At 72.4% G+C, this 21,260-nt stretch carries 16 protein-coding genes; 13 read left to right on the top strand and 3 right to left on the bottom strand.

The features are described 5' to 3' along the window. Nucleotides 1–90: 90 nt before the first annotated feature. The 5 genes from ACIA8N_RS00125 (at nt 91) to ACIA8N_RS00105 (ending at nt 10,145) form a co-directional block, all read left to right on the top strand. A complete protein-coding gene (locus tag ACIA8N_RS00125; protein ID WP_365787164.1) occupies nt 91–6,249 on the top strand; it encodes a hypothetical protein in 6,159 nt (2,052 codons plus the stop codon). 1 nt (nt 6,250) lies between these two features. Next, nucleotides 6,251–7,897, top strand: a complete 1,647-nt coding sequence (locus tag ACIA8N_RS00120; protein ID WP_365787166.1) for a hypothetical protein — start codon at nt 6,251–6,253, stop codon at nt 7,895–7,897. A gap of 158 nt (nt 7,898–8,055) precedes the next feature. Next, nucleotides 8,056–8,775, top strand: a complete 720-nt coding sequence (fabG, locus tag ACIA8N_RS00115) for a 3-oxoacyl-[acyl-carrier-protein] reductase (RefSeq protein ID WP_030556460.1) — start codon at nt 8,056–8,058, stop codon at nt 8,773–8,775. A gap of 5 nt (nt 8,776–8,780) precedes the next feature. Further along, nucleotides 8,781–9,557 (top strand): enoyl-ACP reductase FabI, encoded by a 777-nt coding sequence (gene fabI, locus ACIA8N_RS00110; protein WP_030222691.1) that lies wholly within the window; start codon nt 8,781–8,783, stop codon nt 9,555–9,557. 177 nt (nt 9,558–9,734) lie between these two features. Continuing rightward, a complete protein-coding gene (locus ACIA8N_RS00105) occupies nt 9,735–10,145 on the top strand; it encodes a hypothetical protein (protein ID WP_365787169.1) in 411 nt (136 codons plus the stop codon). Here the strand turns inward: ACIA8N_RS00105 and ACIA8N_RS00100 are convergent. Continuing rightward, the gene (locus tag ACIA8N_RS00100; protein ID WP_365787172.1) at nt 10,090–10,803 is read right to left on the bottom strand and encodes an FCD domain-containing protein; all 714 of its coding nucleotides are present in this window, start codon (nt 10,801–10,803) and stop codon (nt 10,090–10,092) included. The genes ACIA8N_RS00105 and ACIA8N_RS00100 overlap by 56 nt on opposite strands. A gap of 66 nt (nt 10,804–10,869) precedes the next feature. Between ACIA8N_RS00100 and ACIA8N_RS00095 the strand changes: the two genes are divergently transcribed. From ACIA8N_RS00095 to ACIA8N_RS00080, 4 genes are all read left to right on the top strand, one after another. Beyond that, complete coding sequence (locus ACIA8N_RS00095; RefSeq protein ID WP_365787174.1) at nt 10,870–12,132, top strand: MFS transporter; 1,263 nt, start codon at nt 10,870–10,872, stop codon at nt 12,130–12,132. A gap of 17 nt (nt 12,133–12,149) precedes the next feature. Beyond that, nucleotides 12,150–12,266 carry an SGM_5486 family transporter-associated protein gene (locus tag ACIA8N_RS00090; RefSeq protein WP_281181692.1) on the top strand — a complete coding sequence of 39 codons (117 nt, stop codon included), beginning with the start codon at nt 12,150–12,152 and terminating at the stop codon, nt 12,264–12,266. Nucleotides 12,267–12,422: 156 nt separating this feature from the next. Further along, nucleotides 12,423–12,626 carry a hypothetical protein gene (locus ACIA8N_RS00085; protein ID WP_365787177.1) on the top strand — a complete coding sequence of 68 codons (204 nt, stop codon included), beginning with the start codon at nt 12,423–12,425 and terminating at the stop codon, nt 12,624–12,626. 35 nt (nt 12,627–12,661) lie between these two features. Further along, on the top strand, nt 12,662–13,180 hold the full coding sequence (locus tag ACIA8N_RS00080) for a histidine phosphatase family protein (RefSeq protein ID WP_365787179.1): 519 nt from the start codon (nt 12,662–12,664) through the stop codon (nt 13,178–13,180). A 120-nt stretch (nt 13,181–13,300) separates the two neighbouring features. Here the strand turns inward: ACIA8N_RS00080 and serB are convergent, their stop codons facing one another. Continuing rightward, the gene (gene serB / locus ACIA8N_RS00075; RefSeq protein ID WP_030556468.1) at nt 13,301–14,515 is read right to left on the bottom strand and encodes a phosphoserine phosphatase SerB; all 1,215 of its coding nucleotides are present in this window, start codon (nt 14,513–14,515) and stop codon (nt 13,301–13,303) included. Nucleotides 14,516–14,737: 222 nt separating this feature from the next. Between serB and ACIA8N_RS00070 the strand changes: the two genes are divergently transcribed. Beyond that, a complete protein-coding gene (locus ACIA8N_RS00070) occupies nt 14,738–17,317 on the top strand; it encodes an FHA domain-containing protein (RefSeq protein ID WP_365787181.1) in 2,580 nt (859 codons plus the stop codon). Nucleotides 17,318–17,400: 83 nt separating this feature from the next. On the opposite strand, the gene ACIA8N_RS00065 is transcribed toward ACIA8N_RS00070, so the two are convergent. After that, nucleotides 17,401–18,177, bottom strand: coding sequence for a transglycosylase SLT domain-containing protein (locus ACIA8N_RS00065; protein WP_365787183.1), 777 nt, complete (start codon nt 18,175–18,177; stop codon nt 17,401–17,403). 427 nt (nt 18,178–18,604) lie between these two features. Here ACIA8N_RS00065 and ACIA8N_RS00060 point away from each other — a divergent pair, with 427 nt between their 5' ends. The 3 genes from ACIA8N_RS00060 (at nt 18,605) to ACIA8N_RS00050 (ending at nt 20,783) form a co-directional block, all read left to right on the top strand. Beyond that, the gene (locus ACIA8N_RS00060; protein ID WP_359212727.1) at nt 18,605–19,750 is read left to right on the top strand and encodes a GAF domain-containing sensor histidine kinase; all 1,146 of its coding nucleotides are present in this window, start codon (nt 18,605–18,607) and stop codon (nt 19,748–19,750) included. Next, the gene (locus ACIA8N_RS00055) at nt 19,743–20,387 is read left to right on the top strand and encodes a response regulator transcription factor (RefSeq protein ID WP_365787187.1); all 645 of its coding nucleotides are present in this window, start codon (nt 19,743–19,745) and stop codon (nt 20,385–20,387) included. The genes ACIA8N_RS00060 and ACIA8N_RS00055 overlap by 8 nt, the downstream gene beginning before the upstream one ends. Nucleotides 20,388–20,540: 153 nt before the next feature. Then, a complete protein-coding gene (locus ACIA8N_RS00050; RefSeq protein ID WP_030556477.1) occupies nt 20,541–20,783 on the top strand; it encodes a chaplin in 243 nt (80 codons plus the stop codon). Nucleotides 20,784–21,260: the final 477 nt, after the last annotated feature.

Genomic DNA, 21,260 nt, shown 5'->3' with positions numbered 1-21,260 from the left:
CTCCAACGCGCCTTCACCAGGCCTCTCTTGAGGGATCGGAATAGAGCAACGGCATAGCACCCGTGGTGCTGGAATGAGATGCTCGACGCCATGCACGGGTGGGTGAACGGAGTCAGGTCCTGGCTGACGTCGCTTGACGAGGAGGCCCTCAGATCCCTGCTGACCCGGCACCACTGCCTACGGGGCGACAAGCACGCCCACACCTCCGACCGGCCCCCGTCCCCGCCCTCTCGGCGGGAACTCCACGCGGCACGGGTGCGCCTCGCCAAGGCGCAGCAGGGGCAGCTCACGGGCATCGCCGCCTGCGGGCTCGTCTGGGCGGTGAAGGCGCTCCGCACGGAGTACGGGTTCTCGCAGCGCGCCCTGGCCGAACCCACCCTCGACGAACTCCTCGCCATGCTCAGGGTGCTCGACCCGCCGCTCGCCCGCTGCGCCCTCTACGGGATGCTCCTGCCCGGTACGAGCCGGCTGCCGGTCGGACCGCTGGCGAGCCGGCACGAGAGCGCGTTACGGACGGCGGCGGACAGCGGTCCGCCGCCGGACGCCCACGCGGTCGGCCCGCGCTTCGAGGCCGCGGAGGTCTTGGAGGTCTTGGAGGTCGCGGAGACCTCGGAGGCCCCGCTGGACGAAGGCCCGGGTCCGGACGAGAGCCCGGGTCCGGACGAGAGCCCGGGTCCGGACGAGAGCCCGGCCGTCGCGCCCTTCACCTCAGTCGTCCCGCCGCCCGATTCCCCGATGACGCCCCCCGACCGTGAGGACGCCGCTCCCGTGCCCGCACCCGAACCCCTGGCTGACCTGCCCGCTTCGCTCGCCCTCCTCAAGGGCTCCGGCGAGCGGCTGGCCGGTGTCCTGCGCGCCGCGGCGGACGCCGTCGAGGCCGGGCGCCTGCCCGTGGACGATCCCGACGCCGGGATCACGGCCTGGACGGCGGAGCGCGAGCGGCTCGCCTCCGCGCTCGCCGCCGAGGGGCTCACCTGGGCGCCGGACCTCGGGTACGACGACGCCGGGGCCGAGTTGGCCCGGCTGCGGGAGGCCCGCGCGGAGCAGCTGGACGCCCTGCGCCGCAAGGCGAGCCGGTACGCCGAGCTCCTGGAGTGGGCGGACGACGAGGAGGAGGCCGCCGACCTCCGCCGCCACCTGGACCGTACGGAGACGCAGCTGCGCGAACTCGGTGCCCAGGGCGGCGAGGTTCCGGGGGAGGCCCCGCCAGGGGAGTCCCCGTCGGGAAGGACCGAGCACGGCACCGGTGACGCGAACGCGGCCGTGGCCCTGACCGCGACGACGGGCCGGGTCCGGGCGGGCGCCTCCGCGATCGAGGCGGTCCGCCGGGCGGTGGAGCCGCCGCCCCCGACGCCCCTGCCGACGCCTGCGCCCCTGCCGACCGCGCCCCAGGTCACACCGCCGCCCTCGCCCCCGGCAACCCTGCCGACGCAGGCCCACAGCTCACCGGCCCCCGTCACGGCCCCGGCCCCCGCCCAGGACCCGAGCCCCGCCCCCGTCCTTCCGGCCCCCGTCACGGCCCCCATCCCCGCCCAGGCCCAGGCCCAGCCCCAGGCCCAGCCCCAGGCCCAGCCCCAGGCCCAGGCCCAGGCCCAGGCCCAGCTCCAGCTCCAGCCCCAGCCCCAGGCCCAGCCCCAGCCCCAGGCCCAGGCCCAGCCCCCGTCCCAAGTCCCGCCGCCCGCCGACCCTCCGCCGCCCCCGTCCCTCCGCGTTCCGGCTCCCGTCTCCGCCCCGACCTCCGTCCCCGCCTCCCTCCCCACCCCCCGACCCCTCCCCGTCGAGGACGAGCCCTGGCCCTCCGGTGTCGACGCGCCCGACTGGGACCCGTACGCGCCCTGGGACACCGGCAGCGAGCCGCCCGTCGGCAGGCTGCTGCGCGACGGACGGCTCGCCGAGGCGTACTGGATGACCGTCGCCTCCCGCGAGAGCGACGTCAGGGCCCGCGCCCTCGCCTTCGCCGCCGCCGCGTTCGGCTGCGTCTCGGACAGCGAGGCCACCCCCGTACAGATGGCGCACGAACTCGACCCCGCGCTCGCCGCCCAGGACCGCGAGGCCCATCTCGTGGCCCTCGCCGCCGCGCTGCGCACCGGCCTCACCGCCCGCTGGGCCCACGGCCTGATCAGCGGTTTCGTCATGCCGTCCGGGCTCACCGGCCCCTGGCAGCAGCTGCTCACCGTGCTCGTCGCCGCCGTCAGGGACGGCCGCGTCTTCGAGCCCGGCATGCTCCAGGGCAGCGCCGAGGGCCAGGAGGCCGCCACCCGCGAGGAGATCGGTCTCACCGCCCGGCAGCTGCTCGACGACCTGCCGCGCCGCAAGATGAAGTACCAGCGGGCGTCGCAGGTGCTCCAGTACCTCGTCGGGCCCTCGGGTCCGGTGCGCCACGCGCTGAACGAGGTCGTCGAGTGGTCCGGCCAGAGCCCCGCCCAGTACACCGGCACGCCGAACTTCCGCGCCCTGGGCGAGGAGTTGTGGCGGGCCGAGGACATCGACCGGCTCATCGAGGACACGGACGCCCTGTTCCGTACGTCCAAGCAGGCCAAGGAGCCGATCACGGCCGGCGCGCTCCGCCAGCTGCACACCGCCTGCCGGTCCGTCGGCGAGCTGCTCATGCGCGCCGAGGCCGCCCACGCCCACGCCGCCGCCCGGCCGCACCAGGGCATGAGCGACCGCGGTGTCCCCGAGCTGGCCTCGGTGCTCCGCGACGTCGCCGAGGAGCCCGCCCCGGCCGGCACCGGCGGCGCCGCGCTCGCGCTGCTGCGCGCCTGGCTGACCGGTGAGCACCTGCGGTCCGCGGACCCGGCGGCCGACCGGCTCCGCGAGAACGGCGGCCCCGTGCCGCCCGCCGACTGTCTCCTCCCGCTGCCCGACCTGCCCCGGGACGCCCTGGGCGACCCGGACCTCGCCGACCCCAGGGCGGCCCGCAGGATCGCCGCACTCCTCACGCCCGCCGACGCCGAGTACGCCCTCGGCAGCTACCTCCACGACGGCGACCTGCACCTGGCCCAGGCGCTCGTCGCCGCGGTCGCGAGCGAGCCCGAGGAGTACGGCTGCACCGACCCCGAGTGGGGCGAGACGGCGGTACGGAGACTCGCCCAGAGCCACGAGGACTGGCGGCGCGAGGTCGCGGTCCGCCACGGCGAGGCCGCCGGCCTGCTCGCCCAGATGCGGACGCTCAACCAGCTGGCGGCCGATCAGGAGCGGGAGTTCGTGGGCCGTCTCCAGCAGTTCGCCGACGGCGAGGAGTCGGGCCGCTACCGCTTCGCCGTGGAATCGCTGCGCACCCTGGAGGCGGAGCTCCGCACCCTCGTCGCCGACTACACCCGCCAGCTCCGCGAGAACCTCGCCGTGCTGCGCTCCCGCCCCGACCGGCCGCTGTCCGCCGGGGACCACGACCGGATCGCCCGGCTCATCGAGGAGGGCGACACGGTCACGGCCCAGGAGTTCCTCGCCCTCGCCACGAGCCACAAGCCGCTGCCCGAGCGCCCCGCCGACGACGGATCGGAACTCGCCGCGTTCCTCACGGGCGTCACCGCGCCCGACGCGCCGAAGGCCGGCGGCGAGGGCATCGACGCGGCCTGGTGGGCGACGCACTACGGCGCCCCGGACGCCTCCCTCACCCCGGCGGCGGGCAACGGCCTGGAGTCCTGGGCGGCCCTCTGCACCCCGCAGGGCCGGCGCGGCGAATGGCAGCAGCACATCCCCCGGCTGCTGCGCCTGCTCGGCCTCGAACTCTCCACGCACCAGGTCAGCGCCGAGCGGGTGGCCCTCGGACAGGGCATGCGCCGCTTCAAGGTGCGCGCGCGGGTCGCCGAGCGCGCCGGGTACGTCGCCGCGCTCGGCTCCCGGGCCTCCTCGTACACCGTCCTGCTCATCTGGGAGGAGCAGCCGGCCGACGGGCCGCTCGCCCATCTGGAGGACGCCGACGTCGGCGCCAACATCGTGCTCTACCTGCACCCGCTCGGCATGGAGGGGCGGCGCGGCCTCGCCGAGTCCGCCCGCTCCTTCGCCCAGCAGGCGCTCGTCGTCGACTCCGCGGTGATGGGCTGGATGGCCGCCCGCGCCCCCGGTTCCTTCCGTTCGCTCCAGCGCGTCACCCTGCCCTGGGCCGCGTACAACCCGTACACCCCGTTCGTGGCGGGACTCGTGCCGCCCGAGGTGTTCTACGGCCGCGACGAGGAGATGCGGGAGGTGATGGGCCGCGAGGGCGGCATGTTCCTCTACGGGGGCCGCCAGCTCGGCAAGTCCGCGCTGCTGCGCCGCGTCGCGGAGATCTTCCCGAGCCGCGCCGACGCGCATGTCGCCGTCTATCTCGACCTGCTGAAGGCGGAGATCGGCCACGCGGAGGCGCCCGACCGGATCTGGAGCCGGCTGGTCGAGGACCTCAAGCGCAAGGGCGTCTTCAACAGCAAGATGTCGGAGCAGGCCAACCCCGACGTCGTCGTACGCAACATCCAGTCCTGGCTGGAGGAGGACGACACCCGGCGGATCCTGGTGCTCGCGGACGAGGCCGACGCCTTCCTCAACACCGACTCGCGCCGCGCCTACCGCGTCGGCAGCGAGTCGACCTTCCCCAACGTCATGCACTTCCAGCGCCTCATGGAGCAGACCGAACGCCGCTTCAAGATCGTCTTCGCGGGTCTGCACCAGGTGCAGCGCTTCGGACACCTCTCCAACGTCTCCACCGTGCACGGCGGCCCCGACGTCCTCGTCGGCCCCCTCGGCACCCAGGCGGCCGTCCGCCTCGTCACCGAACCCATGGCCGCGCTCGGCTACTTCTTCGAGCGCCCCGAACTGGTCTGGCGGATCCTCGCCATCACCAACTACCAGGCCAACCTGGTGCAGATCTTCTGCCGCGAGCTCGTCCGCGTCCTCCACGACCGTCCGTACACCTGGGCCGGAAGCCCCGTCCGCATCACCGAGGACGACGTCCAGAAGGTCGCCGCGTCGGAGACCGTGCGCCGGCAGATCGCCGAGCGGCTCCGCTTCACCATCAACCTGGAGGACCGCTACCGGGTCCTCGCCCTCGTCATCGCCCTGCGCAGCCTCAAGGACGGCTACCGCGGCGACTACTCCGCGGGCGAACTGCTCCAGCTGGCCCGGGAGGCGTGGCCGGAGGGCTTCGAGATGCTCAGCGCCAAACAGGCGCAGATCTTCCTCACCGAGATGGTCGGCCTCGGCCTGCTCATCCAGCTCGGCGACCGCTCCCGCTTCGCCGTCCGCAGCCCCAACGTCGTCAACATGCTCGGCACCCGCGAGGAGCTCGAACTCGAACTGCGCGAGACCGAGTTCGGCCTGCCCTACGACTACAACCCGCACGCCGCCCGGCGCATCCTCGGCCGCGACGCCCGGCACGTGCAGACGTACAGCCCGCTCACCGAGGAACAGCTCCACGAGACCGCGCAGTCCGGCGTCAGCCTGATCGGCACCACCGCGCTCCACCGGCCCGAACTCGTCCGCCAGGCGGTCACCGCCTTCGCCGTGAACCGGGGCGTCGACGTCGTCCCGTACGCCCACGGGGAGGACCTCGCCGGCCTCCTCAAGAGCCGCCGCCGCAAGGCCCACGTGATCATCGCGGACCTGCGCGGCGCCACCACCGCCACGCTGCGCGAGACCGTCCGCTCCCTCCTGGTCCACGCCGGTCCCGCCGCCGACCGCCTCCTGCGGCAGACCGAGCGGCGCAGCGGCGGCAACGACAACCGCTCCGTCGTCGTCCTCGCCGACGCCGCGGGCCTCGCCGAACTCGCCTCCGACGACGGGCACGAGGACCTGTCCGTACGGTGGCTGCGTCCCGAGCGGTGGACCGCCGACGCCCTGCGCGCCTGGTCCGAGTGCCCCTTCGTGTCCCGCGAGGACCGCGACCGGCTCGTCGCCGCGACCGGCGGCTGGCCGCGCTGGATGGAGGCCGCCGTGACGGACGTGTCCGTGCACGGGGCGACCCTGGACAACGCCGTGGAGCGGATACGCGCCCTCATCGCCGGCCCCCGCAACATCGAGGAGCACCTGCGCCTCTCCGGGCTCGACGCACGGGACCTCGACCTCCTCGCGGCCTGGACGGGGTATGTGGGCGAGGGCCAGGGCGTGCCCCGCGACGACGTGGGCGCGGCGATCGAGCTCTCCGACGCGGACACCGACGCCTGGCTGCACCACCTCGGCCGGCTCGGCGTCCTCGACGAGACGCCCGAGGGCTTCGCGGTGGAACCGGTGACGTACCGCGCCGTGCGGTCCCGGGCGGCCGCCGGGGAGAAGTGAGGTGACGCGGGCGGAAGCCCGTACGGGAGCGCCCGCCGTGCGCCCGGACGGCCTGCCGGGTGTACGGGCCCAGCTGCGCGGCGTCACCGCCGACCTCGCGGCCGGACGGAACTGCCTCTGGCTGGTCACCGACGCCATGGTGGAGTCGGGGCTCGCGGACGAGCTGTACCGGGGCGCCCTCTTCGGCAGCCCGGTACGCGTCGACGTACCGCCCCCGGCGTCCGCACGCGCGCGTGCGGACGATCACCTCGCGGACGATTCCTTCGCGGGCGATTCCTTCGCGGGGGAGGACGGCGAGGAGCCGGCGGAGTGGTGGGCGGACGCCGACGAGCTGCCCTATCTCGACCTGCCCGACGACGGTTTCGACCTCGACCTCGGCTGGTCCCTCGACGGCCGCCCGCCCCGCGTACCGGCACCCCGGCAGCCCGCCGGCCCCCGGCACGAACCGCACGGCCTCCTCGCCCGCCTCGGCAAGGAACTCTCCGTCGACGCCGACGAGGCCGTCGCGACCCTGGTCGCCCCCGGCCACGACCGCCGCCCGGTCGTCGGCATCCGCGCGTGGGCTGAGGACGACAGCGGTACGAGCACGAGTACGCGTACGAGTGGGAGTGCGCGTGCGCGTGCCGATACGGCCACGGGCGCGCGGGCGGGGACCGGACCCCGCGGCGTCGCCGTCGAGCGGCTCTTCCGCCTCCTCGCCGCCGCCGTCAAGGCGGCCGGGCTCACGCCGGGCGAGCGCCCCCGGCTCCTGGTCGTCGCCCGCCTCCGCGACCTGCCGGAATCGCTCCCCGACGAACTGCGGAACGGCCTCGGCGACACGGCCGTGCACTGGTGGTGGGGCGTGCTCGGCAGGCTCGACACGGCCATCGCCATCGCGCCCCTCCTCGACCACGGGCCCGACACCTCCGGCCGCGACCGGGACCCGCTGCGGGAGCGGATCCGCCGCGCCGTGCGGTCCGAGACCGTGGTCGAGATCTGCGGCCCCGACCTGGAACTCGCCCGGCGGCTCGCCGGGGAGTGGGACGGCGCGCAGCACACCCTCGGCGCCGCACTCGGACGCTGCCTCGCCGCGGGTTCCGGCCCCGTTCCGGCCGACTGCCCGCCGCTGCGGCGGGTCGGAGCCCTGCTGCGACCCGGCGCGGAGCTGCGCCAGGCGTGGGCCAGGGGCGCCGTCGTCTCCTGGGAGGGCCGACTGCGCCCGCACGCGGGCGTCTGGCACCCCGCCGAAGGGGCGGACGCGGCCGAGGGGGACGGGGCCGGCGCGGACGCACGGGCCCGCCTCACCGCCCTGGTCTCCCAGGCGCAGCAGCGGGTCCTCGCACCCTGGATAGAAGAGGCCAGGCAGCACCTCGCCGTACGGGCGCTCGGCCACCTCAACCGCCCGGCGGCCGCCGTCGTCGCCGACCACGCGGACCGTCCCCCCGCCCACCCGGGCGGCTCTCCGCAACGCACGTTCCTGGAGCTCCAGGTCGGGGAACTCCTGCGCGCCCACATCGGTGGAGCCGTCGCGCTGCCGCAGAGCGACGCGCGCCTCCTCAGGCTGCTGGTTATGGCCAGAAACGTACTTTCGCATCGCTCCGTGTTGTACGACCGGACACTCGACGACCTGTGCGCCGAGCTCTCCCAGGCCGATCTGCGGGCCCGCTAGACGGCGCCCGGGAACGGCGACGGGCCGCCCCGATCCGCCTCCGAGCTGTAGGGACCCGACAGTGACACCCCTACGCCACTGTCGGAGGTCGATTCCTCATGTCGAGGGCGATACCGATAGGTTTTCGGCTACCAGACCGCTATCGAAAGGGTGATCCGTTGAGCCGCTCGGTTCTCGTCACCGGAGGAAACCGGGGCATCGGCCTCGCCATCGCCCGCGCGTTCGCCGAGGCCGGCGACAAGGTCGCGATCACGTACCGCTCCGGCGAGCCTCCGGCCGCCCTGGTCGAACTCGGCTGCCTCCCCGTCAAGTGCGACATCACCGACACGGAGCAGGTGGAGCAGGCGTACAAGGAGATCGAGGAGAAGCACGGTCCGGTCGAGGTCCTCGTGGCCAACGCCGGCGTGACGAAGGACCAGCTCCTCATGCGCATGTCCGAGGAGGACTTCACGTCCGTCCTCGACACCAACCTCACCGGCACCTTCCGGGTGGTCAAGCGCGCCAACCGCGGGATGCTGCGCGCCAAGAAGGGCCGCGTCGTCCTCATCTCCTCGGTCGTCGGTCTGCTGGGCTCCGCGGGCCAGGCCAACTACGCCGCCTCCAAGGCCGGCCTGGTCGGCTTCGCCCGCTCCCTCGCGCGTGAGCTCGGCTCGCGCAACATCACTTTCAACGTCGTCGCCCCTGGTTTCGTCGCCACCGACATGACCGCGGTCCTCACCGACGAGCAGCGCGCGGGCATCGTGTCCCAGGTGCCGCTGGGCCGTTACGCGCAGCCGGAGGAGATCGCCGCCGCGGTGAAGTTCCTCGCCTCCGACGACGCCTCGTACATCACTGGAGCCGTCATCCCGGTTGACGGCGGATTGGGCATGGGTCACTGATCACCATGAGCGGAATTCTCGAGGGCAAGCGCATCCTGATCACCGGTGTGCTGATGGAGTCCTCCATCGCCTTCCACACCGCGAAGCTGGCCCAGGAGCAGGGTGCGGAGATCATCCTCACCGCCTGGCCGCGGCCGTCGCTCACCGAGCGCATCGCCAAGAAGCTGCCCAAGCCCGAGAACGTCAAGGTCCTCGAGCTCGACGTCTCCAACGACGAGCACCTCGCCCGCCTGGAGGGCCAGGTGCGCGAGCACCTCGGCGACCGCCTCGACGGCATCGTGCACTCCATCGGCTTCGCCCCGCAGGACGCGCTCGGCGGCAACTTCCTCAACACGCCGTTCGAGTCCGTCGCCACGGCGATGCACGTCTCCGCCTTCTCCCTGAAGTCGCTGACGACGGCGCTGCTGCCGCTGATGACCGAGGGCGGCTCCGTCGTCGGCCTCACCTTCGACGCGAAGTTCGCCTGGCCGCAGTACGACTGGATGGGTCCGGCCAAGGCCGCCCTGGAGGCCACCAGCCGCTACATGGCGCGCGACCTGGGCAAGCAGAACATCCGCTGCAACCTGATCTCGGCGGGCCCGATCGGTTCGATGGCCGCCAAGTCCATCCCGGGCTTCGGCGAGCTGGCCGCCGTGTGGGACAGCCGCTCCCCGCTGGAGTGGAAGCTCGAGGACCCGGAGCCGGCAGGCCGCGGCGTCGTGGCCCTGCTCTCCGACTGGTTCCCGAAGACGACGGGCGAGATCGTCCACGTCGACGGCGGCCTGCACGCGATCGGCGCCTGACACCTCCCCACAGCAGCGGACAGGGCCGTGTGCCCGCCCCGACCGGGCGGCACACGGCCCTCGCCGTTCCGCAACTCCTGCCCGACTCGAAAAGTCGCGCGAATCACCCCAGACTGGGGCAGAGCGTGAAGTTCCTGCTACTGCGGTTCCTGTGACGGACGGGGAGGAGGTACGGGCATGCACGCGATACGCAACGGGTTCGGCGCCTTCGCCTCCGTCGCCGTTCTGCTCACCGGGATAGCCGTGGCCGCCGAGGTGCGGGCGGCCCCCGCACCAGCCGAGGAGCTCCCCGCCACCGCCCCGGCGACCGGGGAGCCGGAGAACTTCGGAGCCTCCTGCCGCACCGTCGTCCAGGGCTCCGCTGTCACCGCCCACTGCCACAACCCGTACCCCCGCACCGACCGGATCCGCCTCCACGTCGAGTGCGAGCGCTGGTGGGACGTCGACAGCGACAGCGCCCCGGTGGACGTGGGACCCGCCGACTACGGCCGGGCCACCGCCCGCTGCTGGAAGGAGGTCCGGGCCGCCTGGGTCACCCACCAGCCGGCGGACGAGGCTCCCCGGCCGGCTCCGGTCCGGGGTTCCTGAGGCACATGAAGGGGTAGCCGGCCGCCTCCGTGCCGGCCCGCTCGGCGTCGCCGTCCCTGATCGCGTCCACGAGACGCGCGTGGTCCATGTGGTTCTCGGGCCGCAGCACCTGCCCCACGTCGTCGCGCAGCCACTCCCGCAGCAGATCGCCCAGGTCCGCGTAGAGCTCCGTGAGGACCTCGTTGCCCGAGGCGGCGACGACCGCGTGGTGGAACGCCGCGTCGGCGGTCACGAACCGCTCCGCGTCACCGGACTCCCAGGCCTCCTCACGCCGTACGAGCAGGGCGTCGAGCTGCTTCAGGTCCCGCTCGGTGCGCCGCTGGGCCGCGAACCGCGCCGCGGCGGACTCCAGGGTCGAGCGCAGTTCCGCGACGTGCCGGGGGTCGGAGCCGGAGAAGCGGCGGTGCATGACGCCCGCCAGCTCGCTGGTGGCGAGGACGTACGTCCCCGAGCCCTGGCGGATGTCGAGCAGCCCGTTGTGGGCGAGCGCCCGTACCGCCTCGCGCACGGTGTTGCGGGCCACTCCCAGCTGTTCGACCAGTTCGGGTTCCGTCGGGATGCGGGAACCGACCGGCCACTCGCCGGAGGTGATCTGGTTCCGCAGTTCGGCGATCACCTGGTCGGAGAGGCTTGAGCGCCGGGGGTGACCGAGGGCCATGGAACACCTTCCTGAGGTTGGTTCGGGATTGGACAATCAATCATCCCATGATTCTATGATGGCTTCATGCCTGACGAGCCGAAGACCGCCGTACGAACCCGGACCACCACCCCGACGCCCACCACACCGCCAGGAGCGACGCACCGCTGGACCCTCGGCCTCGTCACCGTCGGACTCGTCCTGGCCGCCCTGAACCTGCGCCCCGCCATCACCAGTCTCGGCGCCCTCCTCGAAGAGGTCACCGAGGGCCTCCACATGAGCGGCACCGTCGCCGGCGTCCTCACCTCCGTACCCCCGCTCTGCTTCGCGGTCTTCGGCATCACGGCCCCGCGCCTCGCCCGCCGCTTCGGCCCGGCGGCCGTCGTCTGCGCGGGCATGGCCGCGATCCTCGCCGGCCTCGTCCTGCGTCCCCTCGCCGGCGGCACCGCCGGCTTCCTGGCCGCCAGCGCCCTCGCCCTGATGGGCATCGCCGTCAGCAACGTCCTGATGCCCGTGATCGTCAAGCGGTACTTCCCCGACCGCATCGGCAGCATGACCGGCCTGTACTCCATGGCGCTCGCCCTCGGCACCTCGGTCGCCGCGGCCGCGACCGTCCCCATGACCGAGGCACTCGGCGGGGACTGGCGCCTCGGACTCGGCGTGTGGGCCGCCGTGGCCGCACTCGCCGTCCTGCCCTGGATCCCGCTCGTGCGCGACCGCGACGACTCCGGCCGTACGAAGGAGCGCGCCGCCCCCGAGCACACGGCCCCGCCGCGCATCACCCGCAGCCGCACCGCCTGGGCCCTCGGCTGCTTCTTCGGCCTCCAGGCCACCGGCGCCTACATCACCATGGGCTGGATGCCGCAGATCTTCCGCGACGCCGGCGTCCCCGCCACCAGCGCGGGCGTGCTCCTCGCCGTCACCATGGTCATGGGCGTCCCGCTCGCCTTCGTCATCCCGCGCCTCGCTACCCGCATGAAGCACCAGGGCCCGATCGTCGTCGCGCTCGGCCTGTGCGGGCTCACCGGATACACCGGGCTCTTCCTCGCCCCCGAGGCCGGAGCCTGGGTCTGGGCCGTGCTGCTCGGCGTCTCCAACTGCGCCTTCCCGCTCGCCCTCACCATGATCGGCCTGCGCTCGCGCACCGGCGCCGGAGTCGTCCGGCTCTCCGCCTTCGCGCAGAGCGTCGGCTACCTCATCTCGGTCCCCGGCCCCCTCCTCGTCGGCGTGCTCTACCAGCACAGCGGCGGCTGGGGACTGCCGATCGCGCTCATGGCCGGCCTGATGGTGCCGCAGATGATCGTCGGAACCCTCGCGGGCAGGGACCGGACGGTCGAGGACGAATGCTGAGATGCGAGACTGTCGGCATGCCAGTTCTCGAACCCAACCCCCCGAACGGCCAGAAGAAGCTGCTCCTCGTGCTCGGCGCGATGCTCGGCATCACGGTCGTCATCGCCGTCATCGCCTCCATCGCCTCACCGTGACCCCCGGGGGTGGGGACAACCCCCGCATCCCCTAGGGGGTGAGTCTCAGGGTCGACTGGGTGGATCACCTGATGGGCCGGAAGCCTCCGGATCCGTACGTTGGAGAACACCGCTGGAGACAGCGGAGACCGGTTCCCCATCCCCCGGAGGCGGCCCATGCCGGCCCGTACGCACACCAGCACCCGGCCCCTGCCGACCGGCGTCGACACCCGGCTGCCCTGGTGGGCGCTCGCCCTTCCCGTCGCCGCGTTCACCGCTCTCCTGCTGCTCATGGCCGGGCCCGGCGGGGCCCACGCGACAGCCGGTGACCCGGGGGTCGGACGGGTCCTGGAGCAGATCCGGCAAACGCTCTCTCTCTGAGTCGGCGCGAGCCGTTTCGTGCGAAGCTGAGCAGCATGAGCGTCGATACATCCCGCAGGATCGTGCTGCTCCGACACGCGAAGGCGGACTGGAGCGATGAGGCCGACCACGAGCGCCCCCTCGCCGAGCGAGGCCGCAAGGACGCCCCCGTGGCGGGCCGGAGGCTCGCCGAGACCGGCATCGCCTTCGACCTGGCCCTCTGCTCGACCGCCGTCAGAACGCGCGAGACCTGGAAGCTGGCCGTGCACGCACTGCCGGAGCGCCCCAGGACCGTGTACGAGGAGCGGCTGTACGAGGCGTCGCTCGGCGAGCTCATCGCCCTGCTCAACGAGACACCGGACGACGTCTCCGACCTCCTGGTCGTCGGCCACAACCCCGGCATGCACGCGCTCGCCGACGCCCTGGCCGGCGGGTCCGAGGGGGACACCCTCAGCCGGATGAACCGCAGCGGCTTCCCCACCTCCGCCTTCGCCGTCCTCACCTTCGACGGCGGCTGGAAGTCCCTGGAACACGGCGCCGGCCGGCTCGTCGACTTCTGGACCCCGCACGCCTGAGGCCCGCCGTAGAGCAACACCGGCGAGCAGCGCCCGAGAGCCACGCCCGAACCGTACGGACAAGGGCCCGGCCGTCACCTGACGACCGGGCCCCCTTCGGCGTACTTACATCGCCCTCGCTCAGTGCAGCAGGTCCTCGGGGCCGTCCGCCGCCTCGACCTCTTCGCGGGTGATGCCGAGCAGGTAGAGCACGGTGTCCAGGAAGGGCACGTTCACCGCCGTGTGAGCGGCCTGGCGCACCACCGGCTTCGCGTTGAACGCCACGCCCAGCCCGGCCGCGTTCAGCATGTCCAGGTCGTTCGCCCCGTCGCCGATCGCCACCGTCTGCGCCAGCGGCACGCCGGCCTCCGTCGCGAACCGGCGCAGCAGCCGTGCCTTGCCCGCCCGGTCCACGATCTCGCCGGTCACCCGACCGGTGAGCTTGCCGTCCACGATCTCCAGCGTGTTGGCGGAGGCGAAGTCAAGCCCGAGCCGCTCCTTGAGATCGTCGGTGACCTGCGTGAAGCCGCCGGAGACGACACCCACCTGGTAGCCGAGCCGCTTGAGCGTACGGATCAGGGTCCGGGCCCCGGGCGTCATCCGCACCTCGGCGCGGACCTTGTCGACCACCGAGGCGTCGAGCCCGGCGAGCAGCTCCACCCGCGCGTGCAGCGACTGCTCGAAGTCCAGTTCGCCGCGCATGGCGGCCGCCGTCACCTCGGCGACCTTGTCCTCGCAGCCCGCGTGCGCCGCGAAGAGCTCGATCACCTCGTCCTGGATCAGCGTCGAGTCGACGTCCATGACGACGAGCCGCTGGGCCCGCCGGTGCAGCCCGGCCGAGACCACGGCCACGTCGACCCCGACGCTGTGCGCCTCGGTGGCCAGCGCGGTCCGCAGCGGCTCCGTCTCACAGCCGGAGACGGCGAACTCGACGGCCGTGACCGGATACTTCGCCAGCCGGAAGATGCGGTCGATGTTGCCGCCCGTCTCCGCGATCCTGGCCGCTATGGCCGCGGTCTGCTCCGCGGTCAGCGGGTGCCCGAGCACGGTCACGTGCGAGCGTCCGCTGCCGCGGGGCCGGTTGTCACCCGTACCGGAGAGGATCTCGGCCTGGAGCTTCTGCGACTCGGCCCAGCTGTGGACGGTGGCCCTGAGCTCGCCCTGCGAGGCGACGGTCGGCTCGGTGACGAGCGCGCACAGGACGAGTCGGCCGCGGGAGACGACCTGCTCGATGTCCACGACGTCGACGGAGTAGGCGGCGAGGGTGTCGAAGAGTCCCGCGGTGATCCCGGGACGGTCCTTCCCGAAGATCTTGACGAGAAGGGTGGGAACGTCTGAGGTCTGCGATGCGCTCATGGTGCTTCCACCGTATCGGGCACCGCGTGACACTCGATCCCCTGTCCCGCCCAGCGGACACCGGAGTGGTCGCGGGACCGCTCCGGAGAGGCCCTGGAGGGAAGCCTCTCCCGGGTCTTCACGCGGCCCGACTTTCGGAGAGGGTGCGGGGCCTGAAATAGTTCCCCCCGATGTTCGCCATCCCTAGACTCCCAGCGACGGGGGTACATCGGGGGACAAGTAGTGGGGCATGGAGTGCCAGAACTCGTACTGGAATTGAATGGAAGGACCTGGACCCTCGATCCGTCCAGGTCGTACACCCTGGGCCGCGATCCGCAGGGTGACCTGGTGATCGACGACGCCAGGGTCTCGTGGCGCCACGCCACCATCAGCTGGGGAGGCCGGAGCTGGGTCATCGAGGACCACGGCTCCACCAACGGCACCTTCCTGCAGGGGCAGCGGATCCACCAGGTGGAGATCGGCCCCGGCTCGGCCGTCCACCTCGGCAACGCGACCGACGGCCCGCGGCTGAATCTCGCCGCCGGAGCCCAGGGCGCGCCGCAGGCCCAGCAGCCGCAGGCCCCGGTGGCCCAGCCCGTTCCGGCCCACCAGGCCGCGGAGCAGGCCGAATGGATCACCCACCAGACCCCGCCGCAGCACCAGACGCCGCAGCACCAGGGTCCGCAGCAGGGCTGGCAGCCGCAGCCCGCGCAGCCGAACGCGCAGCAGCCGAACGTGCCGCAGCAGCACGTCCCGCACCAGCAGGGACACGGTCAGCACGGCGTCGTCGCGGGGGCGTCGTCGGCCTACGCCGACCGCAGCCCCACCACGTTCCACCAGCTGGCGCTCGGCCACGTCATGCGCATCGGCCGTGCCCTCGAGAACGAGCTGGTCGTCTCCGACCTCCAGGTCTCGCGGCACCACGCCGAGTTCCACGCGACGCCCGACGGCCGCTTCGAGATCCGCGACCTCGGCTCGCACAACGGCACGTACGTCAACGGCCAGCCGATCGCCAAGGGCGGTACGGCGCTCCTCGGCCCGCAGGACATCGTCGGCGTCGGTCACTCGACGTTCCGGCTCGTCGGCGGCCAGCTGGAGGAGTTCGTCGACACCGGCTCGGTCTCCTTCTCGGCCCGCCACCTCACGGTCACGGTCGACGGCGGCAAGCAGATCCTCAAGGACGTCTCCTTCGGCGTCCCGGAGAAGTCGCTGATCGGCGTCATCGGCCCGTCCGGTTCCGGAAAGTCCACCCTGCTCAAGGCGCTGACCGGCTACCGCCCGGCCAACGAGGGCGACGTCCTCTACGACAACCGGAGCCTCTACAAGCAGTTCGCCGAGCTGCGCCAGCGCATCGGTCTGGTCCCGCAGGACGACATCCTGCACAAGGAGCTGACCGTCCAGAAGGCGCTGCGCTACGCGGCCAAGCTCCGCTTCCCCGGTGACACCGCCACCGCCGAGCGCGAGGCCCGGATCGACGAGGTGCTGCGCGAGCTCAAGCTCGACATCCACAAGGAGAAGAAGGTCACCTCCCTCTCCGGTGGTCAGCGCAAGCGCGTCTCGGTCGCCCTTGAGCTCCTCACCAAGCCCTCGCTGATCTTCCTGGACGAGCCGACCTCCGGCCTCGACCCGGGCATGGACCGCGACGTCATGCAGCTGCTCCGCGGCCTCGCGGACGACGGCCGCACGGTCCTCGTCGTCACCCACTCGGTGGCCGAGCTGGGCCTCTGCGACAAGCTGCTCGTCATGGCCCCCGGCGGCTCGGTGGCGTACTTCGGCCCGCCGGACGAGGCGCTGAACTTCTTCGGCTACTCGACCTGGGCCGACGTCTTCTCCGCCTTCGAGAACTACCGCGACTACGACTGGGCGGGCCGCTGGAAGGGTTCGCAGCACTACCAGCTCTACGCCGCGGACATCGACGCCGTCGCCGCCCAGCCCGTCCAGATGCCGCAGCAGGCCATGGCCAGGCCGCCGAAGCCGCAGGGCTGGGGCTCCCAGCTGTGGACCCTGATGCGCCGCTACGTGTCGGTCATCGCGTCCGACAAGGGCTTCCTGGGCCTCATGGTGATCCTGCCGGCCGTCCTCGGCGCGGTCTCGGTCGTCATCCCGGCGGACTTCGGCCTCGGCTCGCCGACGCCCCCGTCCCGCTTCAACGGCGACGCGGGCACCATCATGCTGATCCTCATGGTCGGCATGTGCTTCAGCGGCGCCGCCAACTCGGTCCGCGAACTGATCAAGGAGCGGGTCATCTACGAGAGGGAGCGCGCCACCGGCCTCTCCCGCTCCGCGTACCTGATGTCCAAGGTCATCGTCCTCGGCCTGATCACGGCCTTCCAGGGCGTCATCATCTGCGGCATCGGCTTCTCCACCCGCGCGCTGCCCGCCGAGGGCCTCCTCATGCCGCCGGCCGTCGAGCTGTGCATCCAGGTGATCGCCCTCGGCCTCACCTCGATGATGTTCGGCCTGGTCATCTCCGCGCTCGTGAAGACCGCGGAGAAGACCATGCCGCTCCTGGTCATGTTCGCGATCATCCAGGTCGTGTTCACCGGCATCCTCTTCCAGGTGTACGGCTCGCCCGGCCTGGAGCAGTTCGCCTGGCTCATGCCCTCCCGCTGGGGCATCGCCGGTGCCGGCACCACGCTCGACCTGGCCCGTCTCATGCCGCCGTGGGACCCCAAGGACCCCACGAACACCGACGCGCTGTGGGAGCACACGGCCGGCCAGTGGGGCTTCGACCTCGGCGTCCAGCTGCTCATGGCGACCGTCTGCTGCGTCGTCGTGGCACGCCTGCTGCGCCGCCACGAGCCCGAGGTCATGCGCAAGTAGTCACCGGGTACGCCAGTGCGCCGAAGGGCGGCACCCCTGTGCGGGGTGCCGCCCTTCGGCGTACGACAGCGGACCGACCGGGATCAGTAGGCGCTGTTGACGTTGTCGATGGAGCCGTACCGGTCGGCCGCGTAGTTGGCGGCGGCGACGAGGTTGGCGACCGGGTCGTACTGGTCGAACTTGGTGCCGGGGATGTGGTAGGCCTTGAAGGTCGGGTAGATCACCTGGAGCAGGCCCTTGGACGGGACGCCGTTGATGGCGTTGATGTCCCAGTTGTTGATGGCCCGCGGGTTGCCGCTGGACTCGCGCATGATGTTCTTGTGCAGGCCGTTGTACGTGCCCGGGATGTTGTGCTTGTCCATGATGAACAGGGCCTCGCGGATCCAGCCGTCGAGGTTGTTCGCGAAGACCGGGGTGCGGGCGACGGAACGGCTCGCGGCCGCCTTCTCCGCGGCGCGCTTCTTCGCGTCGGCCTTGGCCTTCGCCGCGGCCTTCGCCTTCGCGTCGGCCTTGGCCTTGGCAGCCGCCTTGGCCTTCGCCTCGGCCTGGGCCTTCGCCGTGGCCTTGGCCAGCGCGTCGGCCTTGGCCTTCGCCGCGGCCTCCTGCTTGGCCTTCAGACCGATCGTGGTCTGCTGCTCGGTGACGCTGGCGGCCAGCGCCTTCGCCTGGGGGCTGTTCGCGTTGTACGACCAGGCCACCTGCTGGGTGTTCGAGAGGGCCTGCGGCTCCGTCTCGGTGGTGCCGTTGCCGGGCACGAGGGAGAGGGTGAGGGCGGCGGCGCCCAGAGCGGCGACGCCGGCGATCGTGGCCTTGTGGGTCTTCTTGAGACCACGACTGTGGCCAGGGGTGTTCGCAGACATTCCGGACTACCTCTTCGAATCGCTGGGGGTCACTCCGCCGGGGCGGCGCTGCGCCTGCTGGGCGGCGACGACGGCAATTCTTAGCGGCAGCAAAATGCCGTGGCAAAGGTGTGACGTACGACCCCGGGTAGTGGATCAGGGGCCCGTGCACGGGCCACGGAAGAGCCCTTATGTCGGGCTCACCCCACGATGCCCGCCCCTTCACGTGTCCACTAGGGAGCTTCGTAAGTGATGTGGGTCCTATGCGCGGGCTCACATCGGCCAGGTAACAACCTCACCATCGGTTGCGTGAGCAATGCGCACGGTGAGCCCCTCCCCCCGAGGGATGAGAAGGTCCCGAGAGCCGTAGGACCTAGGTCCCGGGTCCCCTCCCCGGGCGGTCCCCGGACGGATACGCACCGTCACGACCCGCCGGTACGGTGAACACATGAGCCATCGACCGAACTCGGGCCTGGCGGCCGTGAGCACCGCCCTCCTGGCGATGAGCCGCCACCTGGAGGTCCGCGACGTCCTCAAGACGATCGTCGCGTCCGCCCGCGAGCTGCTCGACGCCGAGTACGCGGCCCTGGGCGTCCCCGACGACCACGGCGGCTTCGCCCAGTTCGTCGTCGACGGCGTCAGCGACGAACAGTGGAAGGCCATCGGCCCGCTGCCCCGTCAGCACGGCATCCTCGCGTCGATGCTCCACAAGGCCGAGCCCGAGCGGCTCGCCGACGTCCGCGAGGACCCCCGCTTCGAGGGCTGGCCCGACGCCCACCCGGAGATGTCCGACTTCCTCGGCCTCCCCGTCAGGGACGGCGACGAGATCCTCGGGGCCCTCTTCCTCGCCAACAAGCGCTGTCCCAAGGAGGGCGGTGGCTGCGGCTTCACCGCCGAGGACGAGGAACTCCTCTCGATCCTCGCCCAGCACGCGGCCATCGCCCTCACCAACGCACGCCTGTACGAGCGCAGCCGCGAACTCACCATCGCCGAGGAACGTTCCCGCCTCGCCCACGAGCTGCACGACGCCGTCAGCCAGAAGCTCTTCTCGCTCCGGCTCACCGCCCAGGCCGCCGCCGCCCTCGTCGACCGCGACCCCGTCCGCGCCAAGGGCGAACTCCAGCAGGTCGCCGCGCTCGCCGCGGAGGCCGCCGACGAGCTGCGCGCCGCCGTCGTCGAGCTCCGCCCCGCCGCCCTCGACGAGGACGGCCTCGTCCACACCCTCCGTACCCACGTCCAGGTCCTCGACCGCGCCCACACCGCCCGGGTCACCTTCGAGAGCCCCGGGACCCGCGCACTGCCCGCCGCACAGGAGGAGGCCGTCCTCCGGGTCGCGCAGGAAGCCCTCCACAACGCGCTGCGGCACGCGGACGCCCAGCTGGTCACCGTCTCCCTCACCCGCGCCGACCAGGGCGCACGGCTCACCGTCACCGACGACGGCAAGGGCTTCGACCCGCGAACGGTCCGCAGTGCCGGACGCCACCTCGGCCTGGTCTCCATGCGGGACCGGGCGAGCGGCGTCGGCGGATCGCTCACCGTCACCTCGGCCCGGGGCGAGGGCACCACGATCGAGATGGAGGTTCCCGGTGGCTGACAAGCGGATCCGTGTCCTGCTCGTCGACGACCACCAGGTCGTCCGGCGGGGCCTGCGCACCTTCCTGGAGGTACAGGACGACATAGAGGTCGTGGGGGAGGCCTCCGACGGCGCAGAGGGCGTCGCCAGGGCCGAGGAGCTCCGCCCCGACGTGGTCCTCATGGACGTGAAGATGCCCGGGACCGACGGCATCGAGGCGCTGAAGCGGCTCCGCGAGCTCGACAACCCTGCCAGGGTCCTGATCGTCACCAGCTTCACCGAGCAGCGCACGGTGGTCCCCGCCCTCCGCGCGGGCGCCTCCGGATACGTCTACAAGGACATCGACCCCGACGCGCTGGCCGGCGCGATCCGCTCCGTCCACGCGGGCCACGTCCTGCTCCAGCCCGAGGTCGCGGGCGTACTCCTCGCCCAGGACGAGTCGTCCGGCGGTACGGGGCGCGGCCCGGCCCTCACGGAGCGGGAGCGCGAGGTCCTCGGCCTGATCGCGGACGGCCGGTCCAACCGGGAGATCGCCCGCGCGCTCGTCCTCTCCGAGAAGACGGTCAAGACGCACGTCTCGAACATCCTCATGAAACTCGACCTCGCGGACCGCACCCAGGCGGCCCTCTGGGCGGTGAGAAACGGCCTGACCAACTGACGCGCCCCCGAGTGCGCCGGGCGCACGACCGTTCAGTCCTTCATACCGTCGTGTGTATGTCCCCCGTTCGGCGCAACCTGTCGGGGCGTACGGCGTTGTCCATGGCGTGCTGCGGCTGATCGGCCGCAGCGATGACCAGGAGGATGTACCAAAGTGAAGAACCTCAAGAAGGCCGCTGCCCTCACCATGGTCGCCGGTGGCATCGTCGCCGCCGGCGCGGGTGTCGCCTCCGCCCACGGCGCCGAGGCCGACGGCAAGGCCCTCAACTCGCCGGGCGTCGCCTCCGGCAACCTGGTGCAGGTTCCGGTCCACGTCCCCGTGAACGTCTCCGGCAACACGGTCAACGTGATCGGCCTGCTCAACCCGGCCTTCGGCAACAGCGCCGTCAACGGCTGAGCACCCCCAGAACCACCGGCCCCCGGACGATCCCCCCGGGGGCCGGCCCCTTTCCCTCGCCGCCACCTGGTGTGGGCAGTCGTTCCGCAGGGCGGAACGGGTGGGCACGACACCCCCAGGGCGCCGCCCGACCCGCTTCCGTCCGCACCCCTCGCACCCCCCGGCGCCGGAGGCACCAGTCGGAGGCGAACGGCCTCAGAACCCCCGGTCCCGTTCCCGCTCCTCCACATACGCGTTGTACGCGGCGACCTGAGCCCGCCGGGCCACCCGCACCCATTTCCGGACGCGGTTCTCGCACCGCTCGGCCCTGGCGGGCCTCCCGGGCTTCGGCCCGCTGCGCCGGACTCCGTCCGCCGGTCCGGCTGAGCCTCCAGGAGCGGTCAGAACCCCCGGTCCCGTTCCCGCTCCTCCACATACGCGTTGTACGCGGCGACCTGAGCCCGCCGGGCCACCCGCACCCATTTCCGGACGCGGTTC

The sequence above is a fragment of the Streptomyces sp. NPDC051822 genome (assembly GCF_044452745.1).
In the GTDB taxonomy this organism is placed as follows: Bacteria; Actinomycetota; Actinomycetes; order Streptomycetales; family Streptomycetaceae; genus Streptomyces.
The sequence above is the reverse complement of the archived record's forward strand: the minus strand, read 5'-3'. Positions and strand labels throughout refer to the sequence as shown.

Coding starts and splice junctions, on each gene's coding strand:
- ACIA8N_RS00090 (WP_281181692.1), top strand. CDS start 12,150: ATGCCAGTTCTCGAACCCAACCCCCCGAACGGCCAGAAGAAGCTGCTC.
- serB (WP_030556468.1), bottom strand. CDS start 14,515: ATGAGCGCATCGCAGACCTCAGACGTTCCCACCCTTCTCGTCAAGATC.
- ACIA8N_RS00125 (WP_365787164.1), top strand. CDS start 91: ATGCACGGGTGGGTGAACGGAGTCAGGTCCTGGCTGACGTCGCTTGAC.
- ACIA8N_RS00095 (WP_365787174.1), top strand. CDS start 10,870: ATGCCTGACGAGCCGAAGACCGCCGTACGAACCCGGACCACCACCCCG.
- ACIA8N_RS00080 (WP_365787179.1), top strand. CDS start 12,662: ATGAGCGTCGATACATCCCGCAGGATCGTGCTGCTCCGACACGCGAAG.
- ACIA8N_RS00105 (WP_365787169.1), top strand. CDS start 9,735: ATGCACGCGATACGCAACGGGTTCGGCGCCTTCGCCTCCGTCGCCGTT.
- ACIA8N_RS00085 (WP_365787177.1), top strand. CDS start 12,423: ATGCCGGCCCGTACGCACACCAGCACCCGGCCCCTGCCGACCGGCGTC.
- ACIA8N_RS00100 (WP_365787172.1), bottom strand. CDS start 10,803: ATGGCCCTCGGTCACCCCCGGCGCTCAAGCCTCTCCGACCAGGTGATC.
- ACIA8N_RS00060 (WP_359212727.1), top strand. CDS start 18,605: ATGAGCCATCGACCGAACTCGGGCCTGGCGGCCGTGAGCACCGCCCTC.
- fabI (WP_030222691.1), top strand. CDS start 8,781: ATGAGCGGAATTCTCGAGGGCAAGCGCATCCTGATCACCGGTGTGCTG.
- ACIA8N_RS00065 (WP_365787183.1), bottom strand. CDS start 18,177: ATGTCTGCGAACACCCCTGGCCACAGTCGTGGTCTCAAGAAGACCCAC.